24 protein-coding genes are annotated in these 23,099 nt (G+C 70.2%); 11 read left to right on the top strand and 13 right to left on the bottom strand.

Annotated features, from left to right (window positions below):
* Nucleotides 1–55 precede the first annotated feature (55 nt).
* Complete coding sequence (locus tag ACH4TV_RS27740; RefSeq protein ID WP_398402684.1) at nucleotides 56–349, top strand: hypothetical protein; 294 nt, start codon at nucleotides 56–58, stop codon at nucleotides 347–349.
* Nucleotides 350–520: 171 nt separating this feature from the next.
* Here the strand turns inward: ACH4TV_RS27740 and ACH4TV_RS27735 are convergent, their stop codons facing one another.
* Nucleotides 521–4,441, bottom strand: coding sequence for a S41 family peptidase (locus tag ACH4TV_RS27735; protein WP_398402682.1), 3,921 nt, complete (start codon nucleotides 4,439–4,441; stop codon nucleotides 521–523).
* A 206-nt stretch (nucleotides 4,442–4,647) separates the two neighbouring features.
* Between ACH4TV_RS27735 and ACH4TV_RS27730 the strand changes: the two genes are divergently transcribed.
* Both ACH4TV_RS27730 and ACH4TV_RS27725 read left to right on the top strand, forming a co-directional pair.
* Nucleotides 4,648–5,262: a TetR/AcrR family transcriptional regulator gene (locus tag ACH4TV_RS27730; protein WP_398402680.1), complete on the top strand. Its 615-nt coding sequence runs from the start codon at nucleotides 4,648–4,650 to the stop codon at nucleotides 5,260–5,262.
* A 178-nt stretch (nucleotides 5,263–5,440) separates the two neighbouring features.
* Complete coding sequence (locus tag ACH4TV_RS27725; RefSeq protein WP_398402678.1) at nucleotides 5,441–7,708, top strand: MMPL family transporter; 2,268 nt, start codon at nucleotides 5,441–5,443, stop codon at nucleotides 7,706–7,708.
* A 95-nt stretch (nucleotides 7,709–7,803) separates the two neighbouring features.
* Here the strand turns inward: ACH4TV_RS27725 and ACH4TV_RS27720 are convergent, their stop codons facing one another.
* The gene (locus ACH4TV_RS27720; protein WP_398402676.1) at nucleotides 7,804–8,151 is read right to left on the bottom strand and encodes a hypothetical protein; all 348 of its coding nucleotides are present in this window, start codon (nucleotides 8,149–8,151) and stop codon (nucleotides 7,804–7,806) included.
* 26 nt (nucleotides 8,152–8,177) lie between these two features.
* Entirely contained in the window at nucleotides 8,178–8,693 is a 516-nt protein-coding gene (locus tag ACH4TV_RS27715) for a hypothetical protein (protein WP_398402674.1), read from the bottom strand.
* Between the two features lie 175 nt (nucleotides 8,694–8,868).
* Here ACH4TV_RS27715 and ACH4TV_RS27710 point away from each other — a divergent pair, with 175 nt between their 5' ends.
* The 5 genes from ACH4TV_RS27710 to ACH4TV_RS27690 all read left to right on the top strand — a co-directional run bounded on the left by ACH4TV_RS27710 (nucleotide 8,869) and on the right by ACH4TV_RS27690 (nucleotide 12,415).
* The gene (locus ACH4TV_RS27710; RefSeq protein ID WP_398402672.1) at nucleotides 8,869–9,714 is read left to right on the top strand and encodes a Scr1 family TA system antitoxin-like transcriptional regulator; all 846 of its coding nucleotides are present in this window, start codon (nucleotides 8,869–8,871) and stop codon (nucleotides 9,712–9,714) included.
* Nucleotides 9,711–9,899 (top strand): DUF397 domain-containing protein, encoded by a 189-nt coding sequence (locus ACH4TV_RS27705; RefSeq protein WP_398402670.1) that lies wholly within the window; start codon nucleotides 9,711–9,713, stop codon nucleotides 9,897–9,899. The genes ACH4TV_RS27710 and ACH4TV_RS27705 overlap by 4 nt, the downstream gene beginning before the upstream one ends.
* Nucleotides 9,900–9,909: 10 nt before the next feature.
* Complete coding sequence (locus ACH4TV_RS27700) at nucleotides 9,910–10,398, top strand: YbaK/EbsC family protein (RefSeq protein WP_398402668.1); 489 nt, start codon at nucleotides 9,910–9,912, stop codon at nucleotides 10,396–10,398.
* Nucleotides 10,395–11,240 (top strand): EamA family transporter, encoded by an 846-nt coding sequence (locus ACH4TV_RS27695; RefSeq protein WP_398402666.1) that lies wholly within the window; start codon nucleotides 10,395–10,397, stop codon nucleotides 11,238–11,240. The genes ACH4TV_RS27700 and ACH4TV_RS27695 overlap by 4 nt, the downstream gene beginning before the upstream one ends.
* A 236-nt stretch (nucleotides 11,241–11,476) precedes the next feature.
* On the top strand, nucleotides 11,477–12,415 hold the full coding sequence (locus ACH4TV_RS27690) for a bile acid:sodium symporter family protein (RefSeq protein ID WP_398403002.1): 939 nt from the start codon (nucleotides 11,477–11,479) through the stop codon (nucleotides 12,413–12,415).
* Between the two features lie 138 nt (nucleotides 12,416–12,553).
* On the opposite strand, the gene ACH4TV_RS27685 is transcribed toward ACH4TV_RS27690, so the two are convergent.
* Nucleotides 12,554–13,003: a GNAT family N-acetyltransferase gene (locus tag ACH4TV_RS27685; RefSeq protein WP_398403000.1), complete on the bottom strand. Its 450-nt coding sequence runs from the start codon at nucleotides 13,001–13,003 to the stop codon at nucleotides 12,554–12,556.
* A 95-nt stretch (nucleotides 13,004–13,098) separates the two neighbouring features.
* Nucleotides 13,099–14,568 carry a metallophosphoesterase gene (locus ACH4TV_RS27680; protein ID WP_398402664.1) on the bottom strand — a complete coding sequence of 490 codons (1,470 nt, stop codon included), beginning with the start codon at nucleotides 14,566–14,568 and terminating at the stop codon, nucleotides 13,099–13,101.
* A gap of 331 nt (nucleotides 14,569–14,899) precedes the next feature.
* On the opposite strand from ACH4TV_RS27680, the gene ACH4TV_RS27675 reads away from it, so the two are divergent.
* Complete coding sequence (locus tag ACH4TV_RS27675) at nucleotides 14,900–15,178, top strand: DUF1876 domain-containing protein (RefSeq protein ID WP_398402663.1); 279 nt, start codon at nucleotides 14,900–14,902, stop codon at nucleotides 15,176–15,178.
* Between the two features lie 276 nt (nucleotides 15,179–15,454).
* On the opposite strand, the gene ACH4TV_RS27670 is transcribed toward ACH4TV_RS27675, so the two are convergent.
* The 6 genes from ACH4TV_RS27670 to ACH4TV_RS27645 form a co-directional block, all read right to left on the bottom strand.
* A complete protein-coding gene (locus ACH4TV_RS27670; RefSeq protein ID WP_398402661.1) occupies nucleotides 15,455–16,711 on the bottom strand; it encodes a serine hydrolase domain-containing protein in 1,257 nt (418 codons plus the stop codon).
* 52 nt (nucleotides 16,712–16,763) lie between these two features.
* The gene (locus tag ACH4TV_RS27665; RefSeq protein ID WP_398402998.1) at nucleotides 16,764–17,168 is read right to left on the bottom strand and encodes an organic hydroperoxide resistance protein; all 405 of its coding nucleotides are present in this window, start codon (nucleotides 17,166–17,168) and stop codon (nucleotides 16,764–16,766) included.
* Nucleotides 17,169–17,386: 218 nt separating this feature from the next.
* Nucleotides 17,387–17,869: a MarR family winged helix-turn-helix transcriptional regulator gene (locus tag ACH4TV_RS27660; RefSeq protein ID WP_398402997.1), complete on the bottom strand. Its 483-nt coding sequence runs from the start codon at nucleotides 17,867–17,869 to the stop codon at nucleotides 17,387–17,389.
* Nucleotides 17,870–17,891: 22 nt separating this feature from the next.
* Nucleotides 17,892–18,698, bottom strand: a complete 807-nt coding sequence (locus tag ACH4TV_RS27655) for an energy-coupling factor ABC transporter ATP-binding protein (RefSeq protein ID WP_398402659.1) — start codon at nucleotides 18,696–18,698, stop codon at nucleotides 17,892–17,894.
* Nucleotides 18,686–19,447, bottom strand: a complete 762-nt coding sequence (gene cbiQ, locus ACH4TV_RS27650; RefSeq protein WP_398402658.1) for a cobalt ECF transporter T component CbiQ — start codon at nucleotides 19,445–19,447, stop codon at nucleotides 18,686–18,688. Before cbiQ ends, ACH4TV_RS27655 begins: the two co-directional genes overlap by 13 nt.
* Nucleotide 19,448: 1 nt before the next feature.
* Entirely contained in the window at nucleotides 19,449–20,513 is a 1,065-nt protein-coding gene (locus ACH4TV_RS27645) for an energy-coupling factor ABC transporter permease (RefSeq protein WP_398402657.1), read from the bottom strand.
* Nucleotides 20,514–20,696: 183 nt separating this feature from the next.
* On the opposite strand from ACH4TV_RS27645, the gene ACH4TV_RS27640 reads away from it, so the two are divergent.
* Together ACH4TV_RS27640 and cutA are read left to right on the top strand one after the other, a co-directional pair.
* Nucleotides 20,697–21,044: an SsgA family sporulation/cell division regulator gene (locus tag ACH4TV_RS27640; protein ID WP_398402655.1), complete on the top strand. Its 348-nt coding sequence runs from the start codon at nucleotides 20,697–20,699 to the stop codon at nucleotides 21,042–21,044.
* A 264-nt stretch (nucleotides 21,045–21,308) separates the two neighbouring features.
* The gene (gene cutA, locus ACH4TV_RS27635) at nucleotides 21,309–21,641 is read left to right on the top strand and encodes a divalent-cation tolerance protein CutA (protein WP_398402653.1); all 333 of its coding nucleotides are present in this window, start codon (nucleotides 21,309–21,311) and stop codon (nucleotides 21,639–21,641) included.
* 12 nt (nucleotides 21,642–21,653) lie between these two features.
* On the opposite strand, the gene ACH4TV_RS27630 is transcribed toward cutA, so the two are convergent.
* Nucleotides 21,654–22,313, bottom strand: coding sequence for an XRE family transcriptional regulator (locus tag ACH4TV_RS27630; protein WP_398402651.1), 660 nt, complete (start codon nucleotides 22,311–22,313; stop codon nucleotides 21,654–21,656).
* 423 nt (nucleotides 22,314–22,736) lie between these two features.
* Nucleotides 22,737–22,997 (bottom strand): GntR family transcriptional regulator, encoded by a 261-nt coding sequence (locus tag ACH4TV_RS27625; protein WP_398402995.1) that lies wholly within the window; start codon nucleotides 22,995–22,997, stop codon nucleotides 22,737–22,739.
* Between the last annotated feature and the right edge of the window lie 102 nt (nucleotides 22,998–23,099).

Below are 23,099 nucleotides of genomic sequence, written 5' to 3'. Positions count from 1 at the left end.
GCGTGCAAATCTGGTCGAGCCCCGATCCCCTCACCCACTACGGGAGTGAAACCACATGGGCATGAAGGACGAGATGCAGGAGAAGGCCCGGCAGGCCAAGGAAAAGATGGAGCAGGGCCGGCAGGGCAAGCAGGGTCGGCGGCAGGGCCAGCCGGACCAGCCGGGCCAGGGCCAGCCGGGTCGGTCGGGCCAGGACCAGCCGGGCCAGTCGGGCCGACAGGGTCAGCAGGGCCAGGAGCGTAAGCCCGGCCAGGAGCAGACCCCGGAGCGGGGGCGTACGCGCGACGAGGACACGGAGCGCGCGATGCGTGAGGAAGAGGACCGGTTCAACCAGGACTACGACATTTAGTCCCTTGGCTTGAGCGGACGCAGGGTGCCCCTTGTTCGTGGGGCACCCTGCGCTTTTGGTTTTTTGGGGTTCTGGGGTGGTGGGGGTGCGTTGTCGGGGTGCGGTCGGTGGGGGCTTGTCGCCCAGTTCCCCGCGCCCCTGGGACGCGCCCGGGGGTCAGGAGCGTGGCTGTCAGGAGCGGGGCGGCAGCTTCGGCCTTGCTCGGTTCGGTACGTGGTTGTAGGTCGGGGGAGTCGCCGCCGGGTGGGTGGTGAGGAGGTCGAGGGCCAGGCGGATCGCGTCGTCCATTTCCACGTGACGGCCCTCTGCCCAGTCCAGGGGGGTGCGCAGGACCTCCAGGTCCGGGGCGACGCCCTGGTTCTCCACCGTCCAGCCGTAGGCGTCGAACCAGGCCGCGTTCATCGGCACCGTGATCACCGTGCCGTCGCCGAGGCGGTGGCGGCCGGTCATGCCGACGACTCCGCCCCAGGTGCGCTGACCGACCACCGGGCCAAGCTCCAGCAGCTTGAAGGCCGCCGTGATCATGTCCCCGTCGGAGGACGTCGCCTCGTCGGCGAGGGCGACCACCGGTCCCCGCGGGGCGTTCGAGGCGTACGAGACCGGCTGGGCGTCGCGTGTCAGGTCCCAGCCCAGGATCGTGCGCGTCAGTTTCTCCACGACCAGCTCGCTGATGTGGCCGCCCGCGTTGCCGCGTACGTCGACGATCAGCGCCGGACGCGACACCTCCATGCGCAGGTCGCGGTTGAACTGGGCCCACCCCGAGCCGCCCATGTCGGGGATGTGCAGATACCCGCACCGTCCGCCGCTCAACTCCCGTACCACTTCCCGGCGTTTGGCCACCCAGTCCTGATACCGCAACGGCCGCTCATCGACAAGCGGCACCACAGCAACCCTCCGCGCCCGCCCCCCACCCGCGACGGGGCCGCTTTCGGGGGGAGCACTCTCCGCGGGGGCGCTTTCGGGCGGAGAACTGTCCGTCGGAGCTCCCCCGGCCGGATCAACCTCCGCCGAGGCAGGCCCCCTCGGGGGACCTTCCGTCGGAGCAGCGCCTGCCGGAGCAGCGCCTGCCAGGGCAGCCTCCGTCGGAGCAGCGCCTGCTGGAGTAGCTCCCGTCGGGGCAGCCGTCGCCGGGGCAGCGCCTGCTGGAGTAGCACCTGCCGGAGCAGCTGCCGCCCAGGCGGCCTCCGTCGGGGCAGCGCCCGTCGGGGAATCCCCTCTTAGGGCAGCGCCCGCTGGAGTAGCACCTGTCGGAGTAGCGCCTGCTGGAGTAGCTCGCGTCGGGGAATCTCCCGCCAAGGCACCCTCCGTCGGGGCAGCTCCCGCCGGGGCACCCTCCGGTGGGGTTGCTCCCGCCGGGGTAGCTCCCGCCAGGGCACCTTCCGCTGGAGCAACTCCCGCCGGGGCACCCTCAGCCGGGGTAGCTCCCACCGAGGCTCCCTCCGTCGGGACAGCTCCCGTGGGGGCACCCTCAGCCAGCGCGGCTCCCGCCGGGGAGTTCCCCGCGTGGGCACCCCCTGCCGGAGCAACCCCCGCGAGGGCACCCCCCGTCGGAGCAACCCCCGCGTGGGCACCCCCCGCCGGAGCAACCCCGGCCCGAACACCCTCCGTCGGTGTGAACGTCAGCTCCACCGTCGTGCCCCCCGCCCCCGCCAGCAGGGGGAACGGGCCCGTTACCGGGTCTACGGGGCGGCCGTCGACGTGGGTGAGGGTTGCGCCCTCTCGGATTCCTGAACCGGCCAGGGGGGAGCGGGCCTTGGAGTCGGAGGAGTCGCCGGGGAGGATACGGTCGAGCATCCAACCGCCGTCCCTGCGGACGAAGTTGGCGCCCAAGAGGCCCTGGCGGCGCTGGTAGTGGGGTGGGCCCTCGTTGCGGCGGGCGGCTGTGACGTACGCGTGGGACGTGCCCAGCTCGCCCAGGACCTCCCGGAGCAGGTCCGCGAACTCGTCGGGGGACGCGACCCGTTCGACCAGTGGACGGTACTGGTCCAGCACCGCGTCCCAGTCGATGCCGCACATGTGGGGATCCCAGAAGTAGGCGCGGATCAGACGGCCCGCCTCCTCGTACGACTGGCGCCACTCCGCCGGCGGGTCGACCTCGTGCAGGACCCGGCGGAGGTCGATCCAGACGGTCGTGTCGCTGTCGCCGGGGTCGGTGGACGGCACCGCGCGCAGCTCGTCGTCGTCCACGACGACCAGTCGTGAGGCGTCGCCGCTCACCGCGAACCAGTCGAGGTGGTCGACGAGTTCGGACTTCTTCGCCTTGCTGATGTTGAAGTACTCGAGCGTCGGACGCCCACTCGTGTCCGCCGGGTTCGCGAACGTCTCACCCAGCGCGCCCGAGATCGGCCAGCGCAGCCACACCAGCCCGCCGCCCGCGACCGGGTACAGCGCCGAGTACTTGGAGGCGGTGACCGGGAACGGCGTCACCCGGCTCTCCAGCCCCTCCACCTCGACCGTCACCGTGCCGTCGGCGCCCTCGTCCTCGGCGGGGTCCAGGCCCCCGGCGGCCGGCCGGCCATGGGGGGACAGCGCGAAGGGGGAGGGGGTCGCCGACGACAACGGCACCAGGTAGGGGCGGCAGCCGAGCGGGAAGGAGAGGTCGCCCGTGTGGACGTCGTACACCGGGTCGAAGCCCCGCCAGGAGAGGAAGGCCAGATACCGGCCGTCCCTGGTGAAGACCGGGTTCTCGTCCTCGAAGCGGCCGTTGGTCACGTCCACGATCAGGCGGTCCTTTATACGGGCCATCTTGATCTGGCGCAGGGAGCGGCCGATGCCCGGGTGCGACCAGGTCAGCCAGGCGCCGTCCGGGGAGAACGCGAGGTCCGTGACCGGCCCGTTGATCGAGCGGATCAGCTCCGTCACCTCGCCGTCCGAGTCCTCCGAGGCGTCGATGAGCAGGAGCCGTCCGTCGTGGGCGGCGATGGCGAGCCGTTCGCCCTCCGGGTCGGACACCAGTTCCAGTACCCGGCCCAGTTCCCCCGACGCCAGCCGCCTCGGCTCCCGCTCCCCGCTGGCCCTCGGCAGGTAGGCGATCTCGATCGCGTCCTCGCCCTCCGCGTCCGTGACGTACGCGACCTGTCCGCCCGAGCCGAGCATCTCGGGCAGCCGGACCCGTACCCCCGGGGTGTCCGTGATCGTCCGCGCCGGGCCGTCGCGGTGGGTCAGCCAGTACAGGCTGCCGCGTACGACGACGGCGCTCGCGCGGCCCGTCTCGTCGACCGAGATGCCGTCGACGTGCTGCGCGGCGGGCACCTGGTACGTACGGCGCCCGGCACGCGGTCCGCCGAGCCGTACGTCGATGCGGCGCGGGAGGGAGTCGGCGGCGAGGTCGTCGACGATCCACAGGTCGCCCGCGCACTGGTACACGACCCGGGTGCCGTCGCTGGAGGCGTGCCGGGCGTAGAAGGCGTCGTGGTCGGTGTGCCGGCGCAGACCGGAGCCGTCGTACGCGCACGAGTACAGGTTGCCGATGCCCTCGTGGTCGGAGAGGAAGGCGATGCGGTCGCCGACGAACATGGGGGAGTGGAGGTGGCCGTCGAGGTCGGCCAGGAGGCGCTCGCCGTGCAGCCAGAGGCGGCCGGTCGCGCCGCCCCGGTAACGCTTCCAGGCGGCGGGCTCGTGGGGCGGGGTGCCCGTGAGGAGGAGGGTCCGGCGTTCGCCGTCGATGTCGGCGACCTGGATGTCCGAGACCGGGCCCCAGGGCAGGCGCCCGCCGGGGCCGCCGGCCGCCGGGACGCTGTAGGCCCAGGTGAAGTAGGAGAAGGGCTCGCCGTGGGAGGCGACGGCGAGGATGTCCCCGTCCGGGGACCAGCCGCAGACCTGGGTGTCGGCACTGCCCCAGTAGGTGAGCCGGTCCGCCGGACCGCCGTCCACCGGCACCCGGTGGATCTCGGGCACGAGGCTGCGCCAGCTCGTGTACGCGATGTGCCGGCCGTCGGGCGAGAAGCGCGGGTGCCCGACCTTCGTACGGTCGACGGTGAGCCGCCGGGCGCGGCCGTCTCCGTCTCCGTCGAGGCGGGCGAGCCAGAGATCGTCCTCGGCTACGAAGCACAGCAGGTCGCCACTGAGGTGGGGCAGGCGCAGATAGCTCACCTCCCCATGCTTTTCCGCAAACGGGGCCCCAGCAACTTCGGAAGCCGCTTTGAACCCGACCGAATGGTGAAATATCTGATGCCCGGGCCCGTCTGCCCGCCACTCGTGAGCCGGAACACGTACGAAACGGTTTCGTTTCTCTCGTTCTCGGGGTATGTTCATTGACGTACGGCGGAGCTGTACCGGACCAGGAGAGGGTGAGTGGCATGACCGAGGTCGCAACGGCGCGTCGTAGTCGGATCACGCCCGAGCGCGAGGCCGAGTTGTACGGGGCCGTGCTCGACCTGCTCCGGGAGGTCGGCTATGACGCCCTCACCATGGACGCCGTCGCCGCCCGTACGAAGTCCAGCAAGGCCACGCTCTACCGCCAGTGGGGCAGCAAGGCCGAACTGGTCGTCAGGGCGCTGCGGCACATGAAGCCGGGTGCCTCGGGCATCGCCGCCATCGACACCGGGTCCCTGCGCGGCGACTTCCATGCCCTCGTGCTCCGCGACGACGACTGCACCATGGAACAGAACTCCGCGCTGATGCGGGCTCTGGGCATGGCGATCCAGGACAACCCGGATCTCCTGCGGGCGTTCCGCGAACTGCTCATCGAGCCGGAGATGGCGGAGTTCCGCAAGGTGCTCCAGCGTGCCGTCGACCGGGGTGAGATCAGGGTGGACAACCCTGCGCTCGACTACGTGCTGCACATGTTGATCGGCGCCTTCGCGGCACGGTCGATCATCGACGAACTGCCCCCGACGCAGGCCTTCCTGGGCTCGTACATCGACGCCGTGGTGCTCCCCGCCCTCGGTGTGCCGATTCCCTCGACTCCCTGAGACGGCCGTCCGTCCTCACCTCCACTTCTCCCCCCCCAGTACCCCAACACCCCTGTAAACAGCACCACTTGCACCTGACGCGACCGCTCACGTCGTCGGGCCGATCTCCCCTGCGCCCCAACAGGCTGATCACCCATGCCCTCTTGCACTTCCACGACCTGACCGGGAGTAGGCCCTCATGGCCACGTTTCTCTACAAACTCGGCCGGCTCGCCTTCAGGCGACGCCACTTCGTCGCCCTGATCTGGGTGGCGCTGCTGACGCTCGCGGGAGTCGGCGCGGCCAGCGCGCCCGCCGCCGGCACCACGTCCTTCTCCATACCGGGTACGGAGGCCCAGAAGGCCTTCGACCTGCTGGAACAGCGTTTCCCCGGCGCCAGCGCCGACGGAGCGACCGGGCGCATGGTCTTCAAGGCGCCCGAGGGCCAGAAGATGACGGACGCCGACAACAAGGCGACCGTCGCGAAGACCGTCAAGGAACTCGGCGACGGCTCCGAAGTCGTCTCCGTCACCGACCCGTTCACCACGAACGCCGTGAGCCAGGACGGGACGGTCGCCTACACGTCAGTGAAGTACACGCTCCCCGGCATGGAGCTCTCGGAGTCGACCAAGGACGCCCTGGAGGCCGCCGGGGACGACGCCCGGGCCACCGGACTGACCGTCGACGTCGGGGGTGACGCGCTCCAGGCCGCGTCCGAGCCGGCGATGATGGGCGAGATCATCGGCATCGCCATCGCCGCGGTCGTCCTCGTCATCACCCTGGGGTCACTGGTCGCGGCCGGACTGCCGCTGCTGACGGCGATCATCGGCGTCGGTATCGCCGGCGCCACCATCACCGCCCTCGCCAACGCGCTCGACCTCGGCGACACCACGTCCACGCTCGCGCTGATGATCGGTCTCGCGGTCGGCATCGACTACGCGCTGTTCATCGTCTCCCGCTACCGGAGCGAACTCGCCGATGGGCGGGACCGGGAGGAGGCGGCCGGACGCGCCACCGGTACCGCCGGTTCGGCGGTGGTCTTCGCGGGCCTCACGGTCGTGATCGCCCTTGCGGGCCTCGCGGTCGTCAACGTCCCGATGCTCACCAAGATGGGCCTCGCTGCCTCGGGCACGGTCGTGGTCGCCGTCCTCATCGCGCTGACCCTGATCCCGGCGATGCTCGGGTACGCGGGCCGGAAGGTCACCCCCGCGGGCCAGAAGAAGAGCAAGCAGAAGAGCAAGCAGAAGAAGGGCGAGCAGCTCGCCGAGGACAAGAGCGACTCCCAGGGCGACGCGTCCGGGATGCCGGCCAGGCCCAACCTGGGCACCCGCTGGGCGCGCTTCGTCATCCGGCGGCCCATCGCCGTGCTGATGTTCGGTGTGGTCGGCCTGGGCACGATCGCGCTCCCGGTCACCCAGCTCGAACTGGGCCTGCCCGACGACAGCTCGCAGCCGACCTCCACGACGCAGCGCCGGGCGTACGACCTGCTGTCGGACGGCTTCGGCCCCGGCTTCAACGGGCCGCTGATGATCGTGGTCGACGCCACGGACAGCGACGACCCGCAGGCCGCGGCCGGCGAGGTGACCGACGGGATCAAGGGCCTCAAGGACGTCGTGACGGTCACCCCGCCGGCTTTCAACAAGGCCGGCGACACCGCGACGATCACCGTGATCCCGGACTCCAAGCCGTCCTCGACCCAGACCGAGGGCCTGGTCCACGCGATCCGCGACCAGAGCGCCGACGTCAAGGCCGAGACCGGTGCGACGGTACTGGTCACGGGCACCACCGCGATGAACATCGACTTCTCGCAGAAACTCAACGACGCCCTGATCCCGTATCTGGGCCTGGTCGTCGGCCTGGCGTTCCTGCTCCTGATCCTGGTCTTCCGCTCCATCCTGGTCCCGCTGAAGGCGGCCCTGGGCTTCCTGCTCAGCGTCCTCGCTGCCCTCGGTGCCGTGGTCGCGGTCTTCCAGTGGGGCTGGCTGAGCGGCCTGATCGGCATCGAGGAGACCGGCCCGATCATGTCCATGGTGCCGATCTTCATGGTCGGCGTGGTCTTCGGTCTCGCCATGGACTACGAGGTGTTCCTCGTGACCCGGATGCGGGAGGCGTACGTCCACGGCGAGTCGCCGACCGACGCCATAGCGACCGGCTTCAAGCACAGCGCGGTGGTCGTGGCCGCCGCCGCGGTCATCATGATGGCTGTCTTCGGCGGCTTCATCAGCTCCAGCGAGTCGATGATCAAGCTCTTCGGCTTCGGCCTGGCGATCGCCGTCTTCTTCGACGCCTTCGTGGTCCGCATGGCGATCGTCCCGGCGGTACTGGCCCTGCTGGGCGACAAGGCCTGGTGGCTCCCGAAGTGGCTGGACCGCGCCCTGCCCAACGTCGACGTGGAGGGCGAGGGACTGCGGTCCCTGGACGACGACAACCGTCCGAAGGACGAGGACCGGGAGCTGGTACGAGTCTGACGCGCCGCGTCTCCTGACGTATCGCCTCTGAAGAAGAGCCGGCCGGTGAGGGCCCCGTGGGGACGGGGAGCCCTCACCGGCTTTTTTGCTGCTGGTTACTGCCCTTGGGCGGCCGGGTCCTCGGCGAACACCTCGGTGGTGGAGGTGGCGGTGATGGCGCGGTCGATCCATCGGGTGAGGGTGTCGCGGTCGTCGCAGGTGGTGATGCGGTCCCGGTCGGCGTCGGAGACGGGGATGTTTCGGCGTTCGAGATGGTGGAGGAGGTAGTGGGAGAGCCCCTCGGCCGCTCCCTCGGCGCGGATTTCCTGGGCCGCCGATGACGTGAAGAATGAGAGGTCGGTCTTCAAGAGATCGCTCCAGATCTGGGAGGCCTTGGTGCTGTCCAAGCCCTGGTTGGTGAATTCCGCGAGGAGTTCTGCCCGTTCCGGGTCGCGGGCCTCCATGACCCTCAACGCTGCTGCCAGTAGCTTCAGTGTGCCATCGACCGACCGGTCCTCGGCGCGGACAGAACGGCCATCGGGACATCGCGGGTGGCCTCGTCCAGGCTCTCGACGGCGGGGATGTCGTCCGGTCCGATGACCAGGGGCTGCAGCGCGAGCCCCTGCCACTGCGGTGGGCCGAACTTCACGGGCTGGGCAGCCCAGGCGGCGGTCCGCCGGTCCCGGCAGATGACGAGGAGCAACGGCGGGAGCTGGTACTTCTGCTGTGCGAAGGCCATGTAGTAGGCCCAGGTGCCGTGCTTGGACTTGTTGGGCTTCCCCTGCGCCTCCACGGCCAGGACGTAGCTGCCGCCCGCCTCCTCGATCTGTAACAGTGTGTCCACCCGCCGCTCCACGGGATGGTTCTCCGTGAGGTCGGTCGGGAGTTCGGTGACGGAGATCGGTGTGCCGAACGCCGGGATGTCGAGCTTGCGGGCGACGCTGGCGAGGAGCCCCGGCTCCTGCCGGAAGATCCGGTGCATCGCCTCGTGCGAGGAACTGACCATCGTGGTGACTTCGGTCCTTTCGTGACGAACGCTGGCGAGCATATGGCTCCGGCATGTGCCATAACGCGGCTAATCGGGTGAAGATCACCCTTGTGAGTGACGCCCCCGCCGTCTGTCCTGTCTGTCCCGGCTGTCCGTGGTGCCGTACGGGTACCGGTCGCCGTTGGAGGTGGGTATGAGCGAGGACGCGGACGAGGTGGGCTGGGCGATCGAGCCCGGCGACGAAATGGCGCCGATGATCGAGGTTGTCGGCAGCGTGATCAAGTTCCACCGGGAGGCCGCCGAGATGTCGGTGGCCGACTTCGGGGCGGCGATGCGGTACGGCGAGGATCTGATCCGGAAGGTCGAACGGGGGGCGCGGATCCCGCGGGTCGAATTCCTGTACAACGCGGACGAGTTGCTGAACGCGCGGGGCGCGATCATCGCCATGCGGAAGTACGTGGAGGACGCGCAGTACCCGAAGAAGGTACGGGCGCTGAAGGAGTTGGAAGCGCGCGCGGTGGAGATGTTGCTGTACAGCAACCACAACATCCACGGCCTGCTGCAGACTCCCGAGTTCGCCAAGGCACTGTTCGAGATGACGCAGCCTCCGCTGACCCGGGAAGTGATCGAGAGGGAGACGGTCGCACGCATGGCGCGCAAGTCGGTCTTCGACCGGGAACCCGTGCCTTCGCTCAATTTCATCCAGGAGCAGGTGACGCTGGAGCGCCCATTCGGCGGGAAGACGGTGTTGCGTCGGCAGCTCGAACATCTGCTGGAGCTGGGGCAGTTGCGGAACGTCACGCTTCAGGTCATGCCGACCGACAGGGACGAGCACGCCGGGACGCAGGGCCGGATCCAGGTGCTGAAGTTCGCCGACGGTACGGCGGTCGGGCGTTCCGATGGCGCGTTCAACGGCCGCCCGGTCTCAACTCCCCGGGATCTTCGGGTCCTTGAGCTGCGCTATGGGATGATTCGGGCGCAGGCTCTCCCGCCGAGAGAGTCGCTGGCCTTCATCGAGCGAGCGCTTGGAGCATTATGAGCACCTCGGAACTCCACTGGTTCAAGAGCAGCTACAGCGACAGTGGCGAACCCGGCGACTGCGTAGAAGTAGCCACCACCCCCGCCACCATCCACATCCGTGACTCCAAGACCCCCGAGGCACCCCACCTCACCCTCGCCCCTACCGCCTGGAATTCGTTCGTGATGCATGTGCCCGGCAGCTAACGTGCCGGGCATGACCACGTCCTCCTCCCGTTTCGCCGAGGCCCTCGATCAACTGGGCCTCAGTGAACTCCACTCCCGCATCCGCCGGTTCCCCGACGAGACCCGTACCGCCGCCGAGGCCGCCGCCGCGATCGGGTGTGAGCTGAGCCAGATCTGCAAGTCACTGATCTTCGCCGCCGACGGCGTCCCCGTGCTCGTCCTCATGGACGGCGCCTCCCGCGTCGACGTCGAGCTCGTCCGGCGCGAACTCTGCGCCGCGAAGGTCACCCGCGCAAAGGTGGACGTCGTACGGGAGACCACCGGGTACGCCATCGGGGGCGTGCCGCCCTTCGGGCACCGGACGAAGACCCGCGTCCTCGCCGACCGTTCGCTGCTGGAGCACGACCTCGTCTGGGCCGCCGCCGGTACCCCGTACACGGTGTTCCCCATGGAGCCGAAGGCCCTGATCGCCCACGCCGGCGCGACTCTCGTGGACGTGCGCGAGCCGGCGACCTCGTGACCCCGGCCGTCACCGCCGCCGTCCTGCTCGCCGCCGTCACGCACGCCTGCTGGAACGCGCTCGCCCACCGCATCACCGACAAACTGGTCGGGTTCACGCTCATCGCCGGCGGCGGAATGCTGATCGGGCTGGTCGCGGTGCCGTTCCTTCCGCTCCCCGCCGCCGGGGCGTGGCCCTATCTCGTCGCGTCGGCCCTCATCCACATTGCGTACTACGCGCTGCTCATGCGGTCGTTCCGGCTCGGCGACTTCGGGCAGGCGTACCCGATCGCGCGCGGTACCGCGCCCCTTGTCGTCACCGTGCTCGCCGCCGTGTTCGCCCACGAGGTGCCCGACGGATGGGCGGCGGCCGGAATCGCCGTGTCCTGTGCGGGACTTACCGGGGTCGCCCTGTGGGGCCTGCGCGGACGGCGGCCCAACTGGGCCGCGATCGGGGCCGCGTTGGCCACCGGGCTGTCCATCGCCGCGTACACCGTCGTCGACGGTCTGGGCGTACGGGCCTCGGGCTCCGCGCTCGCCTACATCGCCTGGCTGATGGCGCTGGAGGGCATCGCCGTCCCCGCCTACGCCCTGTACCGGTGGCGGGGCCGATTCCTCGCGACGGTACGGCCGTTCGCCGCCGTCGGGCTGCTCGGCGGCGCGCTGTCCGTGACGGCGTACGGGTTGGTGCTGTGGGCGCAGACGCGGGCCGAACTCGCCCCCGTCGCCGCGTTGCGGGAATCGTCGATCATCGTGGGGGCGGCGATCGGGGCCGTGTTCTTCAAGGAACGGTTCGGGGCGCCGAGGATCGCCGCGGCCGGGCTGCTGGTGGTCGGGATCGGGCTGATGCTGCACGCCGGGTAGGGAGACCCGCGAACCCCGGGGTCACGCAGGCGCCGTGTAGCAGCGGACCTTCGCATGCTGCCGCGGCCCCCACTTCTGCTCACGCGATACGCGCCGCGCAGTACAAGATCACATCTTGCACTGGCCCAGCTCAAACCTTGTGACAGGGACTCGGCAACTGCTTCACTGTGGCCACCTACGGGCCGTGCGGCGGCATTTCGCAGTCTCCGCTGCCTGTCATCCAGGAAGCGTGGGGCATGAACGATTCAGCGCTGATCACGACAGGCTTGCCCATCGCGCTCACCATCATCATGTTCGGCCTCGGGCTCTCGCTCACCACTGCCGACTTCAAGCGCGTGGCCGGTTCCCCGAAAGCGGTCGCTTTCGCCCTGACCGTGCAGATAGCGGTGCTACCGCTGCTCGCCTTCGGTCTGGTCAAGATCTTCGACGTGGACCCGCTGCTCGCGGTGGGCGTGATGCTGCTGGCCGCGTCCCCGGGCGGCACCACCGCCAATCTCTTCAGCCACCTCTTCCGCGGGGATGTGGCGTTCAACGTCACCCTCACCGCGATCAATTCCGTGCTGGCAGCCGTCACCATTCCCCTCATCACCAACCTGGCCATCAGCCACTTCGATGCCGAGGGTGACCTGGGACTGCAGTTCGGCAAGGTGTTGCAGGTGATCGCGATCGTGCTCATCCCGGTCGGGCTCGGCATGCTCGTCCGGAAGCGCTCCGCGGACTTCGCCGCCCGAGCGGACCGTCCGGTCCGTGTGTTCTCCATCGTCATCCTGGTCGCGGTGTCCCTGGGGGCGTTGCTGGGAGAGCGGGAGAACCTCGCGGACTACCTTCGTCAGGTCGGCCTGGTCACCGGCATCTTCTGTCTGGCGAGCCTCAGTATCGGCTACGGCGGTGCCAGGGTCCTTCGCTTGAATGAGCCCCAGGCTGTCGCCAGCGCCATGGAGGTGGGGATCCACAACACCACTGTGGCCCTCACCATCGCACTGAGCGTCCTCGACAACACCGCGGTAGCGGTTCCCAGCGCTGTCTACTCGGTTCTCATGTACATACTGGCGACGGCCTTCGGCTACGCCATCACCCGGAATCGCTCGGGAATCTCTCGACGGCGGGCTGAGCCCGTGAGGGCGACGGAGGCCGGAGAGGTTCAGACACTCGACCCGTCCGACTCCGCCGGCTGAACCTCGCCGGCCGCCGCGCGGACGCAGCCACGAGGGTCGCCATCAGGACCTGCTCTGCGAGTTCGACTCGCCTCGACAGGGGTGGGAAGGACGGGCGGACAGGCGGGCGGACCGGCGGACGGACAGAGAGGGAAGGCCTCAGGAGTTCGGCGCCGCGTAACAGCGGAGCTTCACCCACTGGCCCGGCAGCCATTCCTGTTCCACCTCCGCCGCCAGCAGCGTCCAGCCCAGGCGTTCGTACAGGGCCGCCGCTGCCGGGGCCGTCGACGCCACGTCCAGTACGGGGTGCAGGGCGCGGGACTTCGCCTCTGCCGTCGCCCGGGTCATCAGCGCCGCGCCGACTCCTCTGCCCCGGGCCGCCGGATCGACGTACAGGCGGTTGATCACGGCGCTGGGGCCGTCGCTCCAGAGGGCCGCCGCCGCGTCGCCCGCATCGCTGCGGGACAGGACGACGTGGCCGATGATCCCCTCACCGTCGCCCCCCTCCGCCACCCACACGGCGAGGAGCGAGCGCGGAGTCAGCCAACCTGCCGCGTCGCTGGGCCAGTTGAGGGGGTACGCGTTCTGCTTGTGGACCGTCGCCAGCATGCGCACGCACGCGTCGAGGTCGGCCTCCGTGCGAGGGCGGACGCGGAACTGGGCTGTGTCGGCAGCGTTGTTGGCTGCCGTGCCTGCCGTGTTTGTCATCCGCGCATGTAAGCACGTACGCCGGACAGGTCGTGGAGGCGCATGCTGTTGCGGTCGGTCACCGAGCGGCCGAGAGCGTGGTGGGGCCAGAGGCCGCCTGCCGTGAGGCGGCTGCGTTCGACCCAGGCGCGGGCCGGGACGCTGCTGTTCTTGTAGTAGTTGAGGGCGTAGCCGCCGGTGTGGATTCGGAGGAGGCAGAACCCGCCTGGGTAGTCCTTGACCGCGCTGACCTCCTGCTGGGTGACGTGCGGGGCGCTGGTCAGGACCGTGCGCTTGTTGCGGTGGGTGTGGCCGGCGTGGTGCAGGAAGACGCCGGGGGAGGCTGCGTAGGCGTCGACGATCGAACGGGCTTGGCTGCGGTCGAGGCGCTGGCCGCGTCCCATGGGGAAGACCGAGTCCCGTGTGGTGAGCGGGTGGTGGCCGAAGACGATGGTGGGCCGGTCCCGGTCGGTCCTCAACTTGCCCTGGAACCAGGAGAGTTGCTCGGCACTCAGGCCGCCCGCATCCCCGCCGTTGCCGTTCTTCTCGTAGGTGTCGAGGCCGATCAGGCGCAGGCCGCCCAGGTCGCGGGCGAAGTAGCCGGTGCCGTCGGCGCCGCCCAGGAAACCGTCGCGGAAGGCGTCCTCGGGATGTCTCGGGCGGTCGTGGTTGCCCCGTACGACGAAGTAGTCCCGTCCGTGGGTGCCGAAACCGTCCAGGATGCGGCGGGCCTCGGCCAGGTCCCGGGGCGCGCCGCCCGCCGAGATGTCCCCGGCGGCCAGCAGCACGTCCGCTCCGCGCCGGTGGGCCTCCTCCACCATGGCCCGGCTCATGATCTCCGGGTACGGGTCGAGACCGGGCTGCTGCGACACCCCGCGCAGCATCGGCACGCCGGCCACCAGACCCGCGGTGGTCTCGCCGAGGTGCAGGTCGTTGCAGAGCGCGATGGAGAGGAGGTGGCGGCCGGGGGGAGGCTGGGGGGTCGTGAAGGAGTACGGGCCGCCGTGCGATCCCAGGCCGTGGAGCGAGGTGCCCACGGCGTTGCCGCGGACCAGGTGCAGGGGGGTCGGTGTGGCCGCCCGGCCACGGGAACGGGCCTGGTAGTAGTACGTCTGGCCCGGTTCCAGGTCCGTCAGTTCCACGTAGTGGTGGGCGGTGGGGTGGTTCTCCGCCGCCGTGCGGTTGAGGTGGCCGGGGTGGGTGCCGTACACGACCTCGCCCTCGGTGACCGCGGGGAGGAGGTGGCCGAAGCCGTCGTCGGTGCCGGGGACGGCGGTGTACCAGGTGATGACGGCGCGGTCCTCGGTGAGCGTGACCAGCTCCAGGTGGAGGGCCGTCACCGTGTCGGGGTGCGTGACGCGTTCCCTGCGGGCGGCGAGGGCGGACCGGAGTACGGCAGGCGTGAGGAGCGCGCCGGAGCGGACGAGGTCGCGGGGCGCGGGGAGCGACGCCAGGGCGGCGAGGGGAGCGGAGAGACAGCAGCGCATGTTCGGGACCGTGCCCGCGGCCCGTTAACCGCGGCCGTGGTGGCGGGGGCGGCACCGGGAATGGGGCACGACAACTCCTTGGCGTCGATGCGGGAGGTTCGCGAGAACGCGGCAAGCTCTCAGCAGAGCACGGCACCGGCCCTGAGACCACGAAGAGCGGTGCGAACGCGACGAACGTCACACAACGGACGTCGTGCGGCGGCTGTCACGCAACGGGCGTCGTACTTCCGTACGTGGCCTACCTGGTATACCCGGGGCGCCCGGCATACATGTGCGTGCGGGGCACGGCAGGAGCACTCTGGAAGGAGGAGCGGTAACGGAGGTGATCGTCATGACGCACACCGCAGTGGGATGGCATGTCGAGCTGGAATTCGACGAGGACGAGCAGCGCACACGGGCCGCGGCCCTCGTACGGCTGCCGGACGGGAACGAGGTACGGGCCCACGGATACGCAAGCCGGCACCGGTCCGACGAGAACCAGCCGCGCGTCGGCGAGGAGATCGCCGGGGCGCGCGCCCTCAACGAACTGGCGATGAGGCTCCTGACGAAGGCCCACGACGAGATCGACGAGGCGTCGGGACGTCGGTCGCGTTCGCTGGCGATTGGCTAGGCCAGTCGGCCAGTCGGCCAGTCGGCCAGTCGGCCAGTCGGCCAGTCGGCCAGTCGGCCAGTCGGCCACTCGGCCACTCGGCCACTCGGCCAGTCGGCCAGTGGGTCACCTGGCCACTCGGCCGGAGAGCCAGTCGGCCACCTAGCCAGTCGGCCAGCGGGTCACTCGTCCAGCGGGTGGATGAGCCACTCGTCCAGTGAGCCAGTGAGCCAGTGAGCCAGTGAGCCACTCGGCCACTCGGCCACTCATCCACCCGTCCAGTGGGTCACTGGACCACTAGTCCAGTGACCCACCGACCCCAGCCGCCCCCGCAGCCCGCCCCGCCCCCGCAGCCCGCCCCGCCTCCGCAGCCCCCACAGCCCGCACCGCCCGCACCAGCGCCTGTGCCCGTGCGTCCGCCGTCACGCTCTTTCGGAAGCCGTTCGTGACGTACCCGAAGGCGATGCCCGACTCCGGGTCGGCGAAGCCGAGGGCGCCGCCTCTGCCCGGGTGGCCGAAGGAGTCGGGGGAGAGGAGTGGCGAGGCGGCGCCGTGGAGCATGTAGCCGAGGCCGAAGCGGGTGCCGATCACCAGGACGCGGTCCGGGCCGGCCGACTGCTCGCGCCGGGCCAGTTCGACCGTCTCCGGGGCGAACAGGCGTGTCCCGCCGTCCACTTGGCCGATCAGGGAGGCGTAGAAGCGGGCGAGTCCGTCGGCCGTGGCGATGCCGTTGGAGGCGGGCAGGGCGGCGGCGCGGTATGCGGGGTCGTTCTCGTCGGGCAGCGGGGTGATCGCGGCGAAGGCGCGGCGGGTGAGGGACTCCGGGTCGGCGTACGCGTCGACGACGGCCCGTTTCGGCCGCGTCCTCAGGCCGCCCGACTCCGGCTCCGGCGCCTCGACCTTTCCCACCCGGCCCACGCGTCCCGCCGCCGCCTCCGAGTCCGGCAGTCCGAGCCACAGGTCGAGCCCGGCCGGCCCCGCGATCTCCGTCGCGACCCAGTCGCCGATCGAGCGCCCGCTGACCCGTCGTACGAGCTCGCTCGTCAGCCAGCTGTACGTCTGCGCGTGGTACCCGTGGTCCGTCCCCGGCTCCCAGACCGGCGCCTGCGCCGCGACCGCCGCGGCGCCGAGCGCGGGATCGGCGGCCTGTGCGGGTGTGAGCGGCCGGTCGAGCACGGGGACGCCGGCGCGGTGGGAGAGCACGTGCCGTACGAGGGCCCGTTCCTTGCCCGCGGCCTTGAACTCGGGCCAGTACTCGCCGACGGGAGCGTCCAGGTCCAGCTTGCCGCGCTCGGCCAGCATCAGGAGTACGGCGGCGGCGACGCCCTTGGTCGCCGAGCGCACGATCTGCGCGGTGCCGTGTTCCCAGGGGGCGTCGCCGTCCACATCGCGGGTGCCGGCCCACAGGTCGACGACGCGGCGCCCGTCCCGGTACACGGTGACGGCGGCGCCGCGTTCGGCGCCGGTCGCGAAGTTCCGTACGAACGCGTCCCTGACCGGCTCGAAGCCCGCCGCCACTGTGCCGTGCACATCTACGTGCGCATCTACGTTCACGTCCGCGTTCAAGTCCACGTGCGGGTAACACGCACCTGTCGGCCGCGATTCCTCAGCCCAGGATGATCGTCACGTCGATGTTGTCGCGGGTGGCGTTCGAGTACGGGCAGACCATGTGCGCCGCGTCCACCAGCTTGGCGGCGATGTCCTGGTCCAGGATCGGCAGCGAGACGCTCAGGGCGACCGCGAGGCCGTAGCCGCGCTGCTTGTTGGGGCCGATGCCGACCTTCGCGGCGACCGTGGAACCGGTCAGGTCGTAGCCCTCGCGGCGGCCCACCAGGACCAGGGCGTTGTGGAAGCAGGAGCTGTAACCGGCCGCGAACAACTGCTCCGGGTTGGTGCCGTTGCCGTCGCCGCCCATCTGCGGCGGCATCGCCACCTTCAGCGCGAGCTGGCCGTCCTGGCTGGTGACATGGCCGTCCCGGCCGCCGTGAGCGGTGGCCTCGGCGACGTACATGATCTTCGTCGGACGGGTGTCGACAGCGGTACCGTCGTCAGTCACGGCAGAACCTCCCCCAAAGCGGACAACATGAACATGTGCAGATACTGCGAATACCGCAACTACATCGTGCACAAGGTACCGGCCGGTAGGGATGTACCCACTACCCGGGGGTAGGAACCGTGGGTAACCTCAGGTCAGCGCATGTCGTACGTCAGTACGCCGTCCGTACTCCGTCAGTGCGCGCCGTCCGCCACCGCGCGCGCCCGCTCCGCCAGTTCCCACAACTCGCCCCGCAGCCGCGCGACTTCGCCCCCGCCCAGCTCTGTCGCCGCGAGCAGCGCGCCCGGGACGCGCGCCGCGCGCTCCCGGAGTTCCTCGCCCCGCCCGGTGACACCGATGGACACCGACCGCTCGTCCCGCGCCGACCGCTCCCGGCGGACGAGACCCGCCGCCTCCAGCCGCTTGAGCAGCGGCGAGACCGTGCCGTAGTCGAGGTGCAGGGCGGCGCCCAGCTCCTTCACCGTCACCTCGCCGCGTTCCCACAGGACCAGCAGCACGAGGTACTGCGGGTAGGTGAGGCCCAACTCGTCCAGGAGCGGGCGGTAGGCGGCCGTCATCGCGCGCTGGGCCGCGTACAGCGCGAAGCACAACTGGTCGTCGAGGCGCGGCGACCCGGGGATGTGCGCGTCGTTGGGCGTGCCCGCTTCTTCCGTCACACGTTCCGTCACGCGCCCATTGTCACGGAGTGCGTGTGGCGGCCGCGCGCGGGTCGAATCCGAAGGGCAGTTCCAGGCGGTGGGCGCGCATCAGCGTGTCGTCGGCGAGGAGCTCGCCGGTGAGTCCGTCGGCGGCGATGACGCCCTCGCTGAGGATCAGCGCGCGCGGGCACAGCTCCAGGGCGTAGGGCAGGTCGTGCGTGACCATGAGGACGGTGACGTCCAACGACCGCAGGATGTCGGCGAGTTCGCGGCGCGAGGCGGGGTCGAGGTTGGAGGACGGCTCGTCGAGGACGAGGATCTCGGGCTCCATGGCGAGCACGGTCGCCACGGCCACCCGGCGCCGCTGTCCGAAGGAGAGGTGGTGCGGCGGACGGTCGGCGAAGTCCGCCATACCGACCAGGTCGAGGGCGGTACGGACCCGCTGTTCGAGTTCCTCGCCCTTCATCCCCGCGGCGGCGGGCCCGAAGGCGACGTCCTCGCGCACGGTCGGCATGAAGAGCTGGTCGTCGGGGTCCTGGAAGACGATCCCGACCTTGCGCCGGATGTCCGCCATGTGCCGCTTGCCCACGGGCAGTCCGGCCACGGTCACCGTCCCCGCGCCGCCGGTGAGGATGCCGTTGAGGTGCAGCACGAGGGTCGTCTTGCCGGCCCCGTTGGGCCCGAGCAGGGCGACCCGCTCACCGCGCCCGACGGTGAAGTCGACGCCGAAGAGGGCCTGGTGGCCGTCGGGGTAGGCGAAGGCCAGCCCGGAGACCTCCAGGGAAGCGGGAGCGCCGGGAGCCGCGGGACCAGGGGGAACGGTCGGAGAGGTTGTCACAGTGACCATCCCAGCAGACAGACGACGAACGCGGCGGCGGGCAGGGCGAAGGCGTACGACCACTGCGCCCGGGACGCGGTCACCTCGTCGATGACGGGCATGGACCCGGTGTATCCCCGGCTCACCATGGCGAGATGCACGCGCTCACCGCGCTCGTACGACCGGATGAACAGCGCCCCCGCGGACTTCGCCAGCACCCCCCAGTGCCGTACGCCCCGCGCCTCGAAGCCCCGCGACTCCCGGGCGATCCGCATCCGCCGCATCTCGTCGGCGATGACATCGCCGTACCGGATCATGAAGGAGGCGATTTGCACGAGCAGCGGCGGAAGTTTGAGGCGTTGCAGGCCGAGGAGGAGTTCGCGCAGTTCGGTGGTGGAGGCGAGGAGTACGGAGGTGGCGACGCCGAGGGTGCCCTTGGCGAGCACGTTCCAGGCGCCCCAGAGGCCGTTGACGCTGAGCGACATCCCCAGCACGTCCACCCGTTCGCCCTGCGCCACGAACGGCATGAGGACGGCGAACGCGACGAAGGGCACCTCGATCAGCAGCCTCTTGAGGAGGAAGCCGGCCGGTACGCGGGCGGCGCGGGCCACCACCGCCAGCAGGACGGCGTACACCCCGAAGGCCCACACCGCCTCGCGGGGTGTGGAGACGACCACGATCACGAAGGCGAACGCGGCGACGAGCTTGGTGTGCGGCGGCAGGGTGTGGATCGGGGAGTGCGCGTGCCGGTAGAGACGGTGGGCGTGCCCGGCGCCCATGTCAGGCGCTGCTCGTGCGGGTGGCGGCCGGCGAGGCGTCTTCGGCCGTACGGCGGCTGCGCACCGCCCAGAAGATGCCGGTCCCGGCGACGACCGTGACGCCGACCCCGATCACCCCGGCGAGGCCGCCCGAGAGTCGGCCGTCGGTGATCCCCTCGACGCTGTAGTCGGCGAGCGGGGAGTCGGCGGCGGCGTGTTCCTCGACCTTGGCGTCGATGCCCTTGTCGGCGGCGACCTTCTCCAGGCCGTCGGGGCTGGCCGAGGCGTAGAAGCTGACGACGCCGGCGAGGAGGAGGGAGGCGCCGAGGCCGGTGAGCCAGACGGTGCGGGTGCGGTGGGAGCGGGCGGGGGCGAGTTCCCGTTCGGGCTCCGGGGTCGCGTCCACCAGTTCGCCGCCGACGCGCAGCTTGAGCTTCTGGGTCAGGCCCCGGGCGCCGTACACGAGGTCCGGCCGTACGGCGATGACGGCGCCGACCGTGAACGCGGTGATCGCGGCCTCGCCGAGCCCGATGAGGACGTGCACGCCGACCATGGCGGTGAGGACCCGCCCGATCGGCACGTCCGTCGTGCCGCCGATCGCGTAGACGAGCGTGAAGGCGAGGGCGGCGGCCGGCACGGACAGCGCGGCGGCGACGAAGGCGGACACGGTGACGGAACGGCGCGTCTTCGGCAGCACCTTCACCAGGCCGCGGAACGTGACGTAGGCGACGACGGTCGTCACGACGGCCATGACCGTGATGTTCACGCCGAGCGCGGTGAGCCCGCCGTCCGCGAAGAGGATGCCCTGCATGAGCAGCACGACGGACACGCACAGGACCCCTGTGTAGGGGCCCACGAGTATCGCGGCCAGCGCGCCGCCGAGCAGGTGTCCGCTGGTCCCGGCGGCGACCGGGAAGTTCAGCATCTGCACGGCGAAGATGAACGCGGCGACCAGGCCGGCGAGCGGCGCGATCCGTTCGTCGAGTTCGCGCCGGGCACCGCGCAGACTCACGGCGACGGCGCCGGCGGCGACGACTCCGGCCGCTACGGAGACGGGGGCGTTGATGAATCCATCGGGCACATGCACCGTCCGATGATAGTGGCTTGTTGCGAACCTTTCGCAAGAGCGATACGTCACCAGTAGTCCGGCTGGTAGTCCGGCGGGGTCGCGGGCTCCCGCGAGGGGGCGCAATCTGCCGAATATGCGACATTGGAGAGGAAGCGGATTCACAGCTTCTGTACAGGTGACGCAGCGTAAGGGGACGGTCCGATGTCCGCAGTCGAACAGTACGCGCGAGCCCATATCGTCACGGACACCCAGGAGGACCGGGGCGCGGTCCCCGTCGTCCTGCGCTACGACCCCGACACCGACCCGCGCACGATCCGCGTCCGCCTCCCCGGCGCCCACGAGTGGACGTTCTCGCGGTCCCTCCTGGAGGAGGGGCTGCGGGCACCGGTGGGCTCGGGCGAGGTACGGGTCTGGCCGTGCGGCCGGGTCCAGGCGGTGGTCGAGTTCCACTCCGCGGGAAGTGTCTCCGTGGTGCAGTTCGAGACGAAGACGCTGGTGAGGTTCTTGCGGCGTACGTATATGGCGGGGGCGGCGCCTGTGGCCAGGTGACGGCGGGGATTTTCGCCCCCGCCGCCCCTACCCGTCCCATCCCTTCCTGAGGGCTGCGCCCCCAGACCCCCGCTGCCGGCCCTGAACGGGCCTTGTCCTCAATCGCCGGACGGGCTGGAGGTGCGGGCCGGTACTGAAAGATCAAGCCCCGGTCGGCATCATCCAGACCCTCCGGCGTTTGAGGAGCACCCACCCCGCGTACCGAGCACCGCTCGACTTCGATGACCTCGGTTACGCGGGACGCTCGGGGATATGGTCGCTCGTATGGCTGAGTACGTGCAGGTGTCGACGGCGACGGAGACGCGAGGGCAGGCGGTGGAGCTGGCTCGGTCGGTGGTCACCGGCCGACTGGCGGCCGGAGCGCAGATCGTCGGTCCTGTTGTCTCCGTCTTCTGGCACGAGGGCCGGTTCGGTACTGGTGAGGAGTGGCAACTCCTGCTGAAGACCAGGACAGACAGGTACGCCGAGTTGGAGTCGCGTCTTCTGAGGGATCACCCGTGGAAGAACCCGGAGGTGTCGGCCGTGCCGATCGTGGCCGGGTCGGCGGCGTATCTCCGTTGGGTGAGCGCGATCGTGGGTCCGCCGGAGTCCGAGTGAACCGCTCGGCGGTCAGGCTCGGGTTTTCTCCAGAACCTCGGTGACGGCTGGGATGTTCTGGTACTGACTGAGCTGCCCCAGAACCGGTGCGAGCCGTTGCCGGGGCCTTACGGAGGAGACTCCGGCGCAGAGGTCGAGGGCGCGGCCGGTGACGGCGGCGGCTTGCTCGACCTCCCCGGCTGTCATGTACGACTCCGCAAGCCATGACAGGTACAGGCTCTTGTCCCGTGCGTGAGCGTCGTCGTACTGAACCAAGGCACTCTCCAGGGCGGGAATCGCGCGCAGCGGGCGCCGGAGTTCCGTCCAGCAGCGGCCGGTCATGATCCGTAGCTCGTTCTCGTCGACCCATGCGGCCCAGTCGGGTTGCGGCTCGTTGCTGGTCCCGGCGAGCGCGGCGCCTGCGGCCTCCAGGGCACGTTCCGTCTCGGCGGCGAGTCCGGCGACGGCGTACGCCCAAGCCAGCCGCTCATGCAGCAGCGCGCGCACTCCTGACGGCGCGTCAGGGCCTGCGGTCTCGCAGGATCGGGCAGCGGTCTCTATTCCCGCCTGACGGTCGCCGTTGACCCTCTGGTAGGCGAGAAAGGCGAGCGCGTTGCCCGCGAGTGCTGCGTCCCCGGCGTCCGTGGCCGCGTTGTAGCTCTCCTCGTACAGGCCGGTCGCGTCGTCGTGCATGCCGCCGTCGAATGCCGCCCAACCGGCTTGCTGTGCCTGCTCGGCAAGTACGGAGAGCAGGGCCTGTCCTGTCTCCTCAGTGCAGGTGGCTTCGCGGATGAGGGCCTTCGTGGCCTGGTACTCCCCGAGGTAGACCCGGTACGTGTCCCCGCCTCCCAGGATGTCGTCAAGCCGACGCAGGCGGGCCGTACGCTCCCGCAGTCGCTGAGGGAAGTCGCCTTCCGGCCCGGCGGCCCGTCAGGGGGCGGGTGAGGTCTGGGAGCCCCACGGCGAGCCCGGCCACGGCCGACGCTTTGAAGAATTCCCTGCGCTGCACGTCGTTTCCGTCTCTGTCGGCGGCGGTGGCACGTGCGGGCGCGGGGAGCACTCGGCGTAGTGGGGGACGTGTCTCCCACTCGGGCGGGGCAAGCCGGACTCGGTACGTCAGCCTGCGGACTCGTCGCCCTTGGCGCGCTTGTCCACCACATACACGCCCATGCCCGTGACCGTCTCCACGAGACCCTCGTCCTTCAACACCTTCACGGCCTTCCGCAAGGTGTCGCGAGCTACGCCGAACTCGGCTTCCAGCTCAACAAGGCTCGGGATGCGACGGCCGGGCGGGATACTCCCGCCTTCGATGCGGGCGCGCACGATCGCGGCAATCTGACGGTACGGCGGAACCGGCCCCTCCCGATCAATACTCATGATCACGACACTAGGCGGCGAGCGTGTACCCGCCATAGCTACCCCAGGGGGTAGACGGGGGTAGTACACCTCCTTTACGCTGCCAAGACGCGAAGACCCCCG

This window comes from Streptomyces sp. NPDC020898 (genome assembly GCF_044333925.1).
Taxonomy (GTDB): Bacteria; Actinomycetota; Actinomycetes; order Streptomycetales; family Streptomycetaceae; genus Streptomyces.
The sequence above is the reverse complement of the archived record's forward strand: the minus strand, read 5'-3'. Positions and strand labels throughout refer to the sequence as shown.